The 13,826-nt window shown below is 63.0% G+C and carries 11 protein-coding genes; 9 read left to right on the top strand and 2 right to left on the bottom strand.

The features are described from left to right. Positions 1 to 3: 3 nt before the first annotated feature. Positions 4 to 1,248, bottom strand: a complete 1,245-nt coding sequence (locus RSE12_15345) for an L-rhamnose isomerase (GenBank protein ID WRH61733.1) — start codon at positions 1,246 to 1,248, stop codon at positions 4 to 6. A 22-nt stretch (positions 1,249 to 1,270) separates the two neighbouring features. After that, positions 1,271 to 3,367 (bottom strand): bifunctional rhamnulose-1-phosphate aldolase/short-chain dehydrogenase, encoded by a 2,097-nt coding sequence (locus RSE12_15340; GenBank protein ID WRH61732.1) that lies wholly within the window; start codon positions 3,365 to 3,367, stop codon positions 1,271 to 1,273. A 178-nt stretch (positions 3,368 to 3,545) separates the two neighbouring features. On the opposite strand from RSE12_15340, the gene RSE12_15335 reads away from it, so the two are divergent. The 9 genes from RSE12_15335 to RSE12_15295 all read left to right on the top strand — a co-directional run bounded on the left by RSE12_15335 (position 3,546) and on the right by RSE12_15295 (position 13,638). Further along, entirely contained in the window at positions 3,546 to 4,358 is an 813-nt protein-coding gene (locus RSE12_15335) for a DeoR/GlpR family DNA-binding transcription regulator (GenBank protein WRH61731.1), read from the top strand. A 32-nt stretch (positions 4,359 to 4,390) separates the two neighbouring features. Then, positions 4,391 to 5,383, top strand: a complete 993-nt coding sequence (gene rhaS, locus RSE12_15330) for a rhamnose ABC transporter substrate-binding protein (GenBank protein ID WRH61730.1) — start codon at positions 4,391 to 4,393, stop codon at positions 5,381 to 5,383. A 62-nt stretch (positions 5,384 to 5,445) separates the two neighbouring features. After that, positions 5,446 to 6,942: a sugar ABC transporter ATP-binding protein gene (locus RSE12_15325; GenBank protein WRH61729.1), complete on the top strand. Its 1,497-nt coding sequence runs from the start codon at positions 5,446 to 5,448 to the stop codon at positions 6,940 to 6,942. A gap of 76 nt (positions 6,943 to 7,018) precedes the next feature. Continuing rightward, positions 7,019 to 7,984, top strand: a complete 966-nt coding sequence (locus RSE12_15320; protein WRH61728.1) for an ABC transporter permease — start codon at positions 7,019 to 7,021, stop codon at positions 7,982 to 7,984. After that, positions 7,981 to 8,967 carry an ABC transporter permease gene (locus tag RSE12_15315; protein ID WRH61727.1) on the top strand — a complete coding sequence of 329 codons (987 nt, stop codon included), beginning with the start codon at positions 7,981 to 7,983 and terminating at the stop codon, positions 8,965 to 8,967. Before RSE12_15320 ends, RSE12_15315 begins: the two co-directional genes overlap by 4 nt. Continuing rightward, positions 8,967 to 9,281, top strand: a complete 315-nt coding sequence (rhaM, locus tag RSE12_15310) for an L-rhamnose mutarotase (GenBank protein ID WRH64838.1) — start codon at positions 8,967 to 8,969, stop codon at positions 9,279 to 9,281. Before RSE12_15315 ends, rhaM begins: the two co-directional genes overlap by 1 nt. 3 nt (positions 9,282 to 9,284) lie before the next feature. Further along, a complete protein-coding gene (locus RSE12_15305; protein ID WRH61726.1) occupies positions 9,285 to 10,643 on the top strand; it encodes an FGGY-family carbohydrate kinase in 1,359 nt (452 codons plus the stop codon). Positions 10,644 to 10,738: 95 nt separating this feature from the next. After that, entirely contained in the window at positions 10,739 to 12,055 is a 1,317-nt protein-coding gene (locus tag RSE12_15300; protein WRH61725.1) for a vanadium-dependent haloperoxidase, read from the top strand. Continuing rightward, positions 12,046 to 13,638, top strand: a complete 1,593-nt coding sequence (locus tag RSE12_15295; GenBank protein ID WRH61724.1) for a CRTAC1 family protein — start codon at positions 12,046 to 12,048, stop codon at positions 13,636 to 13,638. Before RSE12_15300 ends, RSE12_15295 begins: the two co-directional genes overlap by 10 nt. Positions 13,639 to 13,826: the final 188 nt, after the last annotated feature.

Below are 13,826 nucleotides of genomic sequence, written 5' to 3'. Positions count from 1 at the left end.
GCCTTACCCCCGGGACTCGACGCTGTGCTGATAGCTGTGCAGCGCGTTGATCAGGGCCGCGCCGGTGGGAACATCCTGCCTTGTGCAGAATTCTGCCCAGACGGCGGCGAAGGGAAGATCCTTCACTTCTTCGGTCCAGAGCAGGCGGGCGGTGAAATCCAGCCGTTCTTCCACAGATTTCAGGTGCGCCTGCGGCAGCAACAGTGCACGCAACAGCGCCTTTTGCATGTTGCGTGTGCCGATCACCCAGGCCGCCGTGCGGCTGATCGTGGCGTCAAAGAAATCCAGCCCGATGCGCGTGCGGTCCAGCAGGTTCGCAAAGACCAGTTCCTGCGCCATCGCCAGCAGATCGTCGTTCAAAAGGACCACATGGTCGCTGTCCCAGCGCATCGGGCGCGAGACGTGCAGCAAAATGTCAGCGATCGACAGCGCGACCGACGACAGCTTGTCGGCCACGCTTTCGGTGGGGTGGAAATGTCCCATGTCGAGGCAGAGCGCGATGCCCCTGCGGGCGGCATAGCCCAGATAAAACTCATGGCTGCCAACGGTGCAGGCCTCTACCCCGATGCCAAACAGCTTGGATTCCACGGCATCAAGCAGCGTGGCCGGATCATGTGGCGGGGCCAACATCGCGTCGAGTGATGCCCAAAGCCGCTGCCGCGCGGCCATACGGTCGATGGGGATGTCCTTGTAGCCGTCGGGCACCCAGATGTTGTTCACGCATTGGCTGCCCAGTTCCGCGCCGATGCGGGCGGCTATGTCGCGCGAGCGGCGGCCATGTTCGACCCAGAACTCGCGGATGCCCGCATCGGGATGCGACAGGGTCAGGTTGTCATCGGCCTTGGCATGGCCAAAGAAGGTGGGGTTGAAATCAAGGCCAAGACCGCGATCCTTTGCCCAATCCACCCATGGGGTGAAGTGGTGATATTCAATCTGGTCTCGGTCAGGGGTTTCTGTGCTGTCCAGATAGCAGGCGTGCAGGTTCAGGCGGTGCGTGCCGGGGATGTTGCCGAAGGCGAAATCGAGATCGGCGCGCAGTTCATCGGGGGTGCGGGCGCGGCCGGGATGATTGCCGGTTGCCTGAATCCCGCCGCCCGAAGTGCCGGATTTCCGCTCGAACCCGCCCACATCATCGCCCTGCCAGCAATGGACGGAAATCGCAATCCGCGCCAGCGCAGCGAGGGCGGTTTCGGTATCCACGCCCCATTCGGCAAAGGCATCTTTCGCCAGATCATAAGCCTTGGTCATTGGTCATCCCCCCGGATGCGCGTCAGCGTGTGAAGGCTTCCTTGTTGCCGGCGTCGACGTTCAGGATATTGCCCGTCGATTTTGCCGAAAGATCCGAGGCGAAGAAATAGACGCCTTCGGCAATGTCTTCGGGCAGGACCGCGCGTTTCAGAAGCGAGCGCTGGCGATACATCTCTTCCAGCCCTTCCTTGTCGGTCTTGTAGGTGGAGGCGCGCTGATCCAGCCATTCGCCGGACCAGATCTTTGATCCGCGCAGCACGGCATCGGGGTTGACCACATTCACGCGGATGCCCGCCTCGGCCCCTTCCAGAGCAAGGCAACGGGCCAAGTGAATTTCCGCCGCCTTGGCGGTGCAATAGGCGCTGGCGTTGGGGCTGGCGGCAAGGCCGTTCTTGGAGGCCACGAAGATCACCGCGCCGCCAATGCCCTGCGCGCGCAGCAGGCGGAAGGCGTCGCGGCTGACAAGGAAGTATCCTGTCGACAGGATATCCATGTTGCGATTCCACAGGGCGAGCGTGGTTTCCTCCACCGGGGCAGAGGAGGCGATGCCGGCATTGGATACCAGGATATCCATCCCGCCAAATTCCACCGCGATTTCGGTATGGGCGTGGGCGACTGCATCTTCGCGCGTCACGTCCATCACGACATGACGCACGACATCGCGGCCATGGCGTTTGGCGAGAGCCTCTGAAGTGGCGGCGAGGGCGGTCGCGTCGATATCGGCCAGCATGACGCAGGCGCCTTCGGAAAGCAGACGTTCCGCAGTGGCCGATCCGATCCCGCCCGCGCCGCCGGTAACCAGCGCCACCCGGCCTGCCAGTGCCTTGGGTTTGGGCATGCGTTGCAGCTTGGCCTCTTCCAAAAGCCAGTATTCAATGTCGAATGCCTCTTGTTCCGGCAGGCCCTGATAAGTGGACACGCTGCTGGCGCCACGCATCACGTTGATCGCGTTCACGTAGAATTCGCCCGAGATGCGGGCGGTGGCCTTGTCCAGCGCGAAGGTGAACATGCCCACGCCCGGCACGAGATAGACAACGGCATTCGGGTCGCGCAGGGCTGGGCTGTCTGGGTGTTTGCAGCGGTCATGATATGCGGCGTAATCGGCGCGATAGGCGGCGATTGCGGGTTCCAGCGAGGCCAGTGTTGCGTCGATATCCGGCTTGGCCGGGTCGAAATCCACCACCAGCGGTGCGATTTTGGTGCGCAGGAAATGATCGGGACAGGAAGTACCCATCGGGGCCAAGGTGCCCAGCATCTGCGAGCCTACGAATTCCAGCACGGCGGGGTTGTCATCGAAATGGCCCACCTTGTGGCGGTCTTTCGAGATCAGGCCGCGAATGGCGGGCATCAGCCGCGCAGCGATGGCGCGGCGTTCCTCGGCGGGCAGGGTGGGGCGGGCGGGGCCGCCAAAGGCGGGAGTGCCTGCCGTCCGCTCGGCCAGCCAGTCGGCCGCGATGTTGATGACATCGAGTGTCGTCAGATAGCAATCGCGCGCATCATCGGCCCAAGTGAACAACCCGTGGCTTTCCAGCACGCAACCGCGCGCCTGCGGGTTTTCAACTGCGAATTTCTCCAGCCACAAGCCGAGCTCAAAGCCCGGGCGCTTCCACGGCAGCCAGCCGATGCTGTCGCCGAAAATCTGTGCGGTCAGGTCGCGCGAGTTCACGGATGCCGCGATGGCGATGATCGCATCGGAATGGACATGATCCACATGGGCGCGCGGGACAAAGGCATGCAGCGGCGTGTCGATGCTGGCGGCGCGGGGGTTCAGGTTGAAGGTGCAATGGGGCAGGTAGCCCACCATTTCATCCTCATGCGCGAGGCCGCGATACAGGCCCTTTAGCGCGTGCAACTTGTCCATATAGAGGGTGGAGAACCCATCCATCTTCATGGAACCGATATCGCCGCCGGAACCCTTGACCCATAGAACCTGAACCATCTGGCCGGTCAGCGGATCGCGTTCCATGACCTTGGCGCTGGTATTGCCGCCGCCGAAGTTTGTGACCCGCTTGTCCGACCCCAACAGGTTGGACCGATAGAGCAGCTTTTCCGACTCGGACATCCCTTCGGCGCGGGCCGTATCCCACAGGTTTTCCAGCCGGTTACCGGTTCTGGTCATGTGCTTCCCCCCTGACGCTCTGGCCGTAACCCTTGTGGCAAATGTGCCAAGGAATAGGTGAATGTCAATCATAAACGATCAAAATCAATCATGCTGCATCGCAGAATGAATTTCTGTGATTGAAAATGATTGACAGTGAGCGATTCCAGTGGAAACTGTTTGCCAAGGGGAGGACGACATGCACGAAAGCGAAAGGCACCGGATCATTCTGTCGGCCATCGAGGGGCGCCCCGTGGTGACCGTGGCTGATCTGGTCACGCTGACCGGTGCGTCCGAGGCCACGATCCGCCGCGATATCGCCGCGCTGCATGTGCAAAAGCGCTTGCGCCGGGTCCGGGGCGGGGCGGAATCCATCGCGCCGCCGCAATATGTGGGCATCAACGCGCGCCCTTTCAGCGTGAACGAAGGGATCCGTCTGGCCGAGAAGCGCGCGATTGCGCGCGCAGCGGTGGAGCTGTGCGCGGATGGCGATGCGATCATCGTCAATGGTGGGACGACGACTTTCCAGATGGTCCACCCGCTGAGCGCGAAGCGGTGTCAGGTGTTCACCAACAGCTTTCCGATTGCCGAACATTTGCTGCGCCATTCCAAGAACACGGTCTTGCTGCCGGCAGGTGCGATCTATCGTGAACAGAACATCATCCTGTCGCCCTTTGATGAGGATGGCAGCCGCCATTTCTATGCCACCCGCATGTTCATGGGGTGCCGGGGCCTTGGCCCGCTGGGGCTGATGGAGGGGGACCCGCTGCTGGTGCAGGCCGAACAGAAACTGATCGGACAAGCAGATGAACTTGTGGTGCTGGCCGACAGCACGAAATTCGCCGCGCGGTCCAGCCTGCTGCTGTGTCCGCTGAAGCGGATCAGCACGGTCATCACCGATGAAGGCATCACCGACCGAGACGCCGCCATGCTGGAGGCGGCCGAGGTCAGGCTGATCGTGGCGCGCGTCGGCGCCGCAGACAAGACGGAGGAGCGCGCAGGCGACGCCTGATGCGAAAAGAAGCGGCTCATAGGGAGGAAAACATGAGCATCTGGAAAAAGGCACTGGCCACGGCAGCGGTTGCGACCGCGCTTATGGCGCAATCGGCTGCGGCGCAGGATGTAAAGATCGCCATCGTCGTCAAGGCGCTGGGCATCGGCTTCTTTGAAGCCGCCGCCAAGGGCGCCGAAGAGGCTGCGGCTGAACTGGGGGACGTGGAGATCATCTACACCGGCCCGACCGACACCACGGCGGAAGGCCAGATCGAGGTGATCAACAGCCTGATCGCGCAGGGCGTAAACGCAATCGCGGTTTCGGCCAATGACAAGGACGCGCTGGTTCCGACGCTGCAAAAGGCGATGGAACGGGGGATCACCGTCATTTCGTGGGATTCGGGCGTCGCGGCGGAAGGCCGCATGATGCACCTCAACCCGTCGTCCAACGCACTGATCGGTAACACGATCATCAAGCTGGCGGCCGATCACCTGCCCGAAGGCGGCGAAGTGGCAATCCTGTCGGCCTCGGCCACCGCGACGAACCAGAATATCTGGATCGAAGAAGCGACGAAGGTGCTGCCGAACTATCCGGGCATCAACCTTGTCGCCACCGTCTATGGCGATGACCTTGCCGACAAATCCTATCGCGAAGCGCAGGGCCTGATGGCGACCTATCCCAACCTGAAAGCAATCATCGCGCCGACGACGGTAGGTATCCTTGCCGCCAGCCAGGCGGTGACGGATGCGGGCAAGATTGGTGAGATCAATGTGACGGGCCTTGGTCTGCCGTCGGAAATGGCCGGGGCTGTGGCGTCGGGCGCGACCAAATCCTTCGCGATCTGGAACCCCATCGACCTGGGCTATGCTGCGACGATGATTTCCTACAACCTCGTCAAGGGCAACGCCAAGGCCGAGCCGGGCGCGGAAATCGGCATGGGCCGCATGGGCGCGGCCAAGCTGGATGATGGCAACGAGGCCGCCATGTCCGACCCGTTCACATATGACGCGTCGAATATCGACCAGTTCAAATCGATCTTCTGATCGGCATTGCCCCGGGCGGATACTGCTCTGCCCGGGGCCCCTTTTTCCCCTGAGAGAACCTGATGAACCCCGTCCTGCGTCTGCGCGGCATCTCCAAGTCATTCCCGGGCGTCAAGGCGCTGTCGGGCGTGCAGCTTGATCTGTATCCGGGCCAGGTGACTGCCCTGATCGGCGAGAATGGCGCGGGGAAATCCACCATCGTGAAGGTGTTGACCGGGACTTATCAGCCCGAGGAAGGCACCATTGAAATTGACGGACGCGAGACCCGCCTTGCCAGCGCCGATGCAGCAGCCAAGGCCGGAGTGACGGCGATCCATCAGGAAACGGTGTTGTTTGATGAATTGTCGGTGGCCGAGAACATCTGGCTGGGCCATGCGCCGCGCACAGGCTGGGGCCTGATCGACCGCCGCGCCATGCGCGCGGGTGCAGCGCGGTTGCTGGCAGAAATCGGTGCCAAGCTGGACCCGGATCAGCGCTTGGGCGATCTGGGCATCGCCTCGCGCCACATGGTGGCGATTGCGCGGGCACTGTCGATCGAGGCGCGGGTTGTGATCTTGGATGAACCCACGGCCGCGCTGAGCCACAAGGAAATTCACGAGCTTTACGAACTGGTTGAAACGCTCAAGGCGCAGGGTAAAGCGATCTTGTTTATCAGCCACAAGTTCGACGAGGTGTTCCGCATCGCCGACCGATACACCGTGTTTCGCGACGGGCAATTCGTGGGCGAAGGCCGCATGGCCGAGGTGACCGAAGGCCAGTTGGTGCAGATGATGGTGGGCCGGTCGGTCGATCAGATATTCCCTGCGCGCGATCACAATATCGGCCCGCCGGTGTTGACGGTATCGGGCTACAGCCACCCGACTGAATTCGCCGATATCGGTTTCACCCTGCATCGCGGCGAAATCCTTGGCTTTTACGGCCTTGTCGGGGCAGGCCGGTCCGAGGTGATGCAGGCGCTCTTCGGCATTACCACCCCGTCGAAAGGGGCCTGCCGGATCGACGATCAGGTGCGCGTGATCCGGTCTACATCCGAGGCGATCGAGGCGGGCATCGTCTATGTGCCCGAAGATCGAGGTCGGCAGGGCGCGGTGAAGGGCTTGCCGATCTTTCAGAATGTCACCCTGCCGTCGCTGGGCGCGGTAAGCCGGGCAGGGTTTTTGCGGATGGCGGAGGAACTGACGCTGGCGCGGGATTATACCCAACGGCTGGACCTGCGCGCGGCGGCGCTGGATCAGGATGTGGGGCTGCTGTCGGGTGGCAATCAGCAAAAGGTGGTCATCGCCAAATGGCTGGCCACCAAACCGCGGGTCATCATTCTGGATGAACCCACCAAGGGGATCGACATCGGATCCAAGGCGGCGGTGCATGCCTTCATGGCGGAACTGGCGGCGCAGGGCTTGGCAATCATCATGGTGTCGTCAGAGATCCCCGAGGTGCTGGGCATGTCGGACCGGGTGATCGTGATGCGCGAAGGGCGGATCGTGGATGAGGTAGCAGGCGACAGGATGACGCCCGAGGCACTGGTGCGCGCGGCGGCAGGATTGGCGGTGGCGGCATGACCGGGGGCACCCAAAATTCTTGGAAGAATTTTGCAAATTTGTTCCAACAAACTTGGATCGGGCGGGGGCCGTTGCAATGACCATTCTGAAAAGCCGTGAGGCCCTGCTGGCGCTTGCGATCCTGGTCTCTGTTGGCATCATCTCCACCCGCTTTCCTGCCTTTGTCATGCCCGGTAATCTGGCCAATGTGTTCAATGACACGGCGCCCCTGATGCTGTTGGCCATCGGGCAGATGATCGTGATCTTGACCAAGTGCATTGATCTGAGCGTGGCGGCCAATCTGGCGCTGACCGGTATGGTCGCGGCACTGATGAACGGGGCAGGGGTTCCACTGCCGTTGATCCTGTGTGCGGTGATCGTGCTGGGGGCGGTGCTGGGGGCGGTGAACGGGGTGTTGGTGTGGAAGCTGGGCATCCCGTCCATCGTCGTGACGCTGGGCACCATGACCATATATCGCGGCACCATCTTTCTGATGACCGAAGGCAAATGGGTGAACGCCCATGAAATGACCGACGGGTTCAAGGCGCTGCCGCGACTGGTGGTGCTTGGCCTGCCGGTAATGAGCTGGATCGCCATTGCCACCGTCTTGATCTTTGCGGTGGTGCTGACGCGCACGGCGCTGGGCCGGGCGTTTTATGCGGTGGGTGGCAATGCCCATGCTGCCGTTTATGCGGGCATCGATGTGGGGCGCACGCAGTTCTGGGCTTTTGTCATTTCCGGCGCGCTGGCGGGGTTTACCGGATACCTTTGGGTGGCGCGCTATGCAGTGGCCTATGTCGATGTGGCAGGCGGGTTTGAACTGGATGTGGTGGCGGCCTGCGTGATTGGCGGCATCGCGATTGCGGGCGGTTCGGGCAGTATCTGGGGGGCCATGTTGGGAGCTTTGTTCCTGGGGGTGATCAAGAACGCGCTGCCGGTGGTGGGCATATCGCCATTCTGGCAGATGGCGATTTCGGGTATGGCGATCATCCTTGCTGTGGCCTTTAACGCGGCGCAATCGCGCCCCAAGGGCCGCCTGATCCTGCGGGAGGCCGCACAATGACCGCGCCCGCGCCCGCGCCCCGGATCGTTGTAGACCGGTTGCATTCGCCGCTGCGTCGCGCCCTGCGGAGTTGGGAGACGATCCTTCTGGTGGTGGCGGTGGCGGTGTTCATCGGGAACACCTTCCTGTCGCCCTATTTCCTGAATGCCTGGAACCTGTCGGACGCGACTTTCAACTTTACCGAAAAGGCGATGATCGCCTTTGCCATGGCCATGCTGATCGTCGCGGGGGAGATTGATCTGTCCGTCGCCTCGATCATCGCGCTGGCATCGACCGCGATGGGGCTGGCCATGACGGCGGGGGCGGGGGTGCCGGTGATTGTGCTTGTGGGCATCGGCACGGGGCTGATCTGCGGGGCGGTGAACGGGTTTCTTGTGGCAGGGATGGGCCTGCCTTCGATCGTCGTGACCATTGGCACCATGAGCCTGTTTCGCGGCATCGCTTTCATCGTGCTGGGGGATCAGGCGTTCAACGGCTATCCGCCGGAATTCGCTTTCTTTGGGCAAGGTTACGTGTGGTGGGTGATATCCTTTGAGCTGGTCCTTTTCGCCATGTTCGCCCTGATCTATTGGGCGGTTCTGCACCGGTCCACCTTTGGCCGCGCGGTCTATGCCATTGGCAACAACGCCACTGCAGCGCAGTTTTCGGGTATCAGGGTGCAGCGCGTTCGGTTCATCCTGTTCCTGCTGACCGGTGTGATGAGCGGGGTGGCGGCAGTGTGCCTCACTTCGCGCCTTGGCTCTACCCGCCCGTCCATCGCGACGGGGTGGGAGTTGGAGGTGGTGACGATGGTGGTGCTGGGTGGCGTGAACATTCTAGGCGGATCGGGGACGATCCCGGGGGTGGTGCTGGCCGCTATCATTATGGGGATGGTGACATTCGGCTTTGGCCTTTTGAACGTGCCGGGGATTGTGATGTCGGTCTTTCTGGGCGTGCTGCTGATCGGGGTGATCGCGCTGCCGCGCCTGTTGCGGGGGAAATGATGGAGAAATTCGCCTTTCGCATGCGGCTGAACCCCGGCATGGAGGCCGAGTATCGCAAGCGCCATGATGAGATATGGCCGGAACTGGTGGACCTGCTGAAAGAGGCGGGGGTGGAGGATTATTCCATCCATCTGGACCGCGAGACAGGGCATCTGTTCGGTGTGCTGTGGCGGCGCACGGATCATGGGATGGCTGATCTGCCCCTGCATCCGGTGATGCAGCGCTGGTGGGCGCATATGGCCGATATCATGGAAACCAAGCCCGACAATGAACCTGTGGCGGTGCCGCTGGTTACCGTCTTTCACATGCCCTAGGCCATGCAGACCGTTGCCGTCATCGATATTGGCAAGACCAATCTGAAGGTCGCGCTGGTGGACCTGTCGCTGGGGGCCGAGGTTGCAGTGGAAACGCAGCCCAATGCCGTGATCCCCGGCCCGCCCTGGCCGCATTTCGATGTCGCGGGGCAGTGGGCGTTTCTGTCAGCCGCGTTGCGGCGGCTGGCGGCGGATACGCGGGTGGAGGGGATTGTGGTGACCACCCACGGGGCCTGCGCCGCGCTGCTGGGCCCCGATGGGGGGCTGGCCGCGCCTGTGCTGGATTATGAGCATACCGGGCCGGATGCGATGCGCGCCGCGTATGACGCGATCCGGCCGCCGTTTTCCCTGACAGGAAGCCCCGCCCTGCCGATGGGGTTGAACCTTGGTGCGCAACTGCACTGGATGCTGTCGCAGGACCCGGGCCTGCGCGACCGTGTGGCGCAGGTGGTGACATGGCCGCAGTATTGGGGGTACCGGCTGACGGGTGAGGCGGCATCGGATCTGTCGTCGTTGGGCTGCCATACCGATTTGTGGAACCCGTGGCGGGGGGAGTGGTCACCGCTGGTGGATCGGCTGGGGCTGGCGGGGAAGATGGCCCCGGCGCGCCGTCCGGGGGAGGTTTTGGGGCTGTTGCGCCCCGGCTTGCAGGCCGATCTGGGGATCGGTGCGGTGCCGGTATTGGTGGGGATCCACGATTCCAACGCATCGCTTCTGCCGCATCTTCTTGCGCGGAAGGTGCCGTTCTCTGTTGTCTCCACAGGGACTTGGGTCATCTCCATGGCCATTGGCGGGGTGCCGGTGATGCTTGATCCGGCGCGGGACACGCTGGTGAATGTCAGCGCGTTTGGCGAGGCGGTGCCTTCGGCCCGGTTCATGGGCGGGCGGGAGTTTGATCTGATCCGCGATGGATCGACTGTTGCAGGCGACGCGCAGGATGCCGAGCGGGTGCAGGGGCGGGGGGTCATGCTGCTGCCAGCCGTGGTTGGCGACAGCGGGCCGTTTCCGGGGCGCAGCCACCGCTGGACGGTGGCGCCCGAGGATGCGGGCGAACGGGCGGTGGCGCTTGGCTATTATCTGGCGCTGATGACGGCGGAATGTCTGGGGATGATCGGTGCGGCGGGGCCGAGCCTGATCGAAGGGCCGTTCTGTGGAAATGGGCATTTTCTGCGGATGCTGGCCACGGCAACGGGGCGGCCCGTCCATGCCTCGGCTGCGCGGACGGGCACGGCGCTGGGGGCGGCGATGCTGTTCGGGCAGGGTGCGCGGCCTGTGGTTGAGGTGGAGGCCGTCTTGCCGGACCTGGCGCTTGTGCCCTATGCGGGCGCGTGGAGGCAGGCGGTTCAGGGTGAGCCGCACTAGGACAAGGGTCGCCGCACCGGGCTTGCTTTTGTCCTGCGGATCGTGCTTCGGTTGCGGCAAGACGCCGGCAAGGCGCGGTTGGGATCGGGGGAAAGATGAACATATTCAAAGGCCTTTATGCGGCCCTTGCAGTAACCGCCTGCTTGGGCGGGACGCCTGTATCGGCCGGAGGTGCGGCGGATCAGCGGGCCGAGGTGTTGGGCAACTGGTACCGCATGATCCTGGAACTGGTGCGCCACACGCCCACCCAGACCCCGCCGGTGGCCAGCCGTTCCTTTGCCTATACCGCGATCATCGCCTATGAGGCGACGGCCTCTGGTTCGCCCGAGTTGCAGAGTTTGGCCGGGCAGTTGCCTTGGTTGGGGCCGGTGCCTGCGCGCGATCCGGCGCAGAGCTATGCTGATGACGTGGTTCTGAACGCCGCGATGGCGCGGGCGGTGGATGTCTATTTCGCCAATACCGGGCCGACCGGGCAGCGGGCCAAGGCTGCGCTGAATGCCATGCTGGAGGCAAAGGTGGCCGAGGGCGTGGATGCCGAAACGCTGGAACGATCGGCGGCCTATGGTCTTGCGGTTGCGGAACATGTGATTGCGGCCTCGGCGAATGATGGCGGGGCGGTGGTGGAAAACATGGGTTTTCCGATGACCTACACGCTGGGTGGCGAGCCGCAGGATTGGGTGCCCACCAACCTGATCCAGTTGCAGCAGGCCCCGCTTCTGCCCAACTGGGGCAAGAACCGCCCGATGGTCCTGCCTGATGGCGAGGCCTGCGCGCTGCCGCCGCCGCCCGCCTATTCCGAGGACCCTGCCTCGCCCTTCTTTATCGAGGCGATTGAGGTTTATGACACCTCCAAGGCGTTGACGGATGAGCAGAAACGGATTGCGCGGTTCTGGTCGGATGATCCGATGCTGTCGCCTACGCCGCCCGGGCATTGGGTGGCGATCCTGTTCCAGATCGCGGCGCGCGATCAGCGCCCGGTCGAGCACCAAGTGGATGCTCTGGTGCGGTTGGGGATTGCGGTGTCGGACGGGTTTATCGTGAACTGGCGCGACAAGTATCGCTATGATCTGCTGCGGCCTGTCACCTATATCCGCCGGGTGATCGACCCGAAATGGGAACCGCTGTTGAACACCCCGCCTTTCCCGGAATATCCGTCAGGCCATTCCACCCAGTCGGGCGCGGTGGCGCAGGTTTTGACGCAGGTGTTCGGCGAAGGTTTCGCCTTTACCGACAGCACGCATGTCGATGACGGGCTGGCGGCGCGCGATTTCCCGGATTTCTGGACGGCGGCGAATGAGGCCGGAATTTCAAGGCTTTACGGCGGGATCCATTTCCGCGCGGCAATTGAGAAGGGCCTTGATCAAGGGGCTTGCGTCGGGGATTTCGTCAACACCCTGAAGACATGGAAGTGATGCGGATGCGCGCCTTTAGCCTTTTGTTAACCACGATAAGCGCCTCCGCCGCGATGGCGCAGGATCCGGCCATTCCCCGCTTTGTGGAAGAGACCGAGGCCGCGGGTTTCACCCACAGCTTCACCGGGGAATGGGAGTTCATGGTGGGTGGCGGCGCGGCGGTATTCGACTGTTCCGGCGATGGGCGGCCCGAGGTTTTTGCAGCGGGCGGCACGGAACCGGCGCGGCTGTTCCGAAATGACAGTGAAACCGGCGGTGCGCTGCTTCTGACCCCGGTGGAGAGCGGGCTGGAGATGGACTCGGTGTCGGGCGGGTATCCGATCGACATTGATGGCGATGGTCTGATCGACCTTGCCGTGATGCGGGTGGGCGATGACCGGTTGATGCGGGGGCTTGGCGATTGCCGGTTCGAGGATGCCAGTGCCGAATGGGGATTTGACGGGTTGGACCTGTGGTCCACCGCCTTTGCCGCGACATGGGAGCGGGGGGCCGATTGGCCGACGTTGGCCGTGGGCACCTATATCGACCGAACGGAGGAGGCCTTTCCCTGGGGCAACTGCACAGCCAATCACCTGTATCGCCCTGCCGAAGGGGGTGGTTTTGCCGCGCCGCTGGCGCTTGAGCCCGGGTTTTGCGCGCTGTCGATCCTGTTCACCGACTGGGACAGACAAGGCACGCCCGACCTGCGAGTGTCGAATGACCGGGAGTATTACAAGGGCGGGCAGGAACAGATGTGGCGGATCGAACCCGGCCAGCCGCCCGTTGCCTTTACCGAAGCGGATGGCTGGCAACGGCTGCGCATCTGGGGCATGGGCATCGCGCAGGAGGACATCAATTTCGATGGCTTCCCCGAATTCTACCTGACCAGCATGGCCGACAACAAGTTGCAGACCCTGGCCGAGGTTCCGGCTGAAGGGCCGCCCTTGCCGCGGTATCGCGATATTGCGTTGAAGTCGGGGGTGACAGCGCATCGTCCCTATGTGGGCGATGATCTGCGCCCGTCGACCGCATGGCACGCGCAGTTTGGCGATGTGAACAATGATGGGTTGTCCGATTTGTTCGTGGTGAAGGGCAACGTCTGGGCGATGCCGGATTTTGCGATGGCCGATCCTAACAATCTGTTGCTTCAACGCCCGGATGGCACCTTCATGGAAGCTGGCGACACGTCCGGGGTGGCCTCGGTCCGCCAAGGGCGCGGGGGGGCGCTGGCCGATCTGAACGCGGATGGCTGGCTGGACATGGTGGTGATCAACCGCAATGAGCCGGCGCAGATCTGGCGGAATATGGGTGGAGAGTCAGGGCATTGGGTGCAAGTTGCGCTGTCGATGCCCGGGGCGAACCGCCATGGCATCGGGGCCTGGGTTGAGGTGAAGCTGGCCGATGGCCGCATCCAGCAGCGCGAGGTCACGCTGGGGGGCGGACATGTGGGCGGCAGCCTGGGGTGGCAGCATTTCGGGTTGGGTGCGGCGGAGGCGACAGAGGTGCGGGTGCGCTGGCCTGATGGGACCGAGGGGCCTTGGCAACCGATTGCCGCCGACGGCTTCTGGACGCTGTCCCCGATGCAGGAACCGCAACGGCAGTAGATCGGGGATAGGGTGAGCGGGGCCCATGCGTTGCGGTGGGGCCGGATGACTCACGGCTATTGGCTTGCGTTGTCGCGCTTGGTTTGCAGGCGGGCAGGGCATGGCTGCCGGCTATTTGACATACGAGAGTTTCCGTTTGGTTAAGGCGCGCGCTTTGCATCGGTTCGGGCTGCAAGGAGTTGAAACGG

This window comes from Fuscovulum sp., from assembly GCA_035192965.1.
GTDB lineage: Bacteria > Pseudomonadota > Alphaproteobacteria > Rhodobacterales > Rhodobacteraceae > Paragemmobacter.
This window is presented reverse-complemented; position numbering and strand designations above follow the sequence as displayed.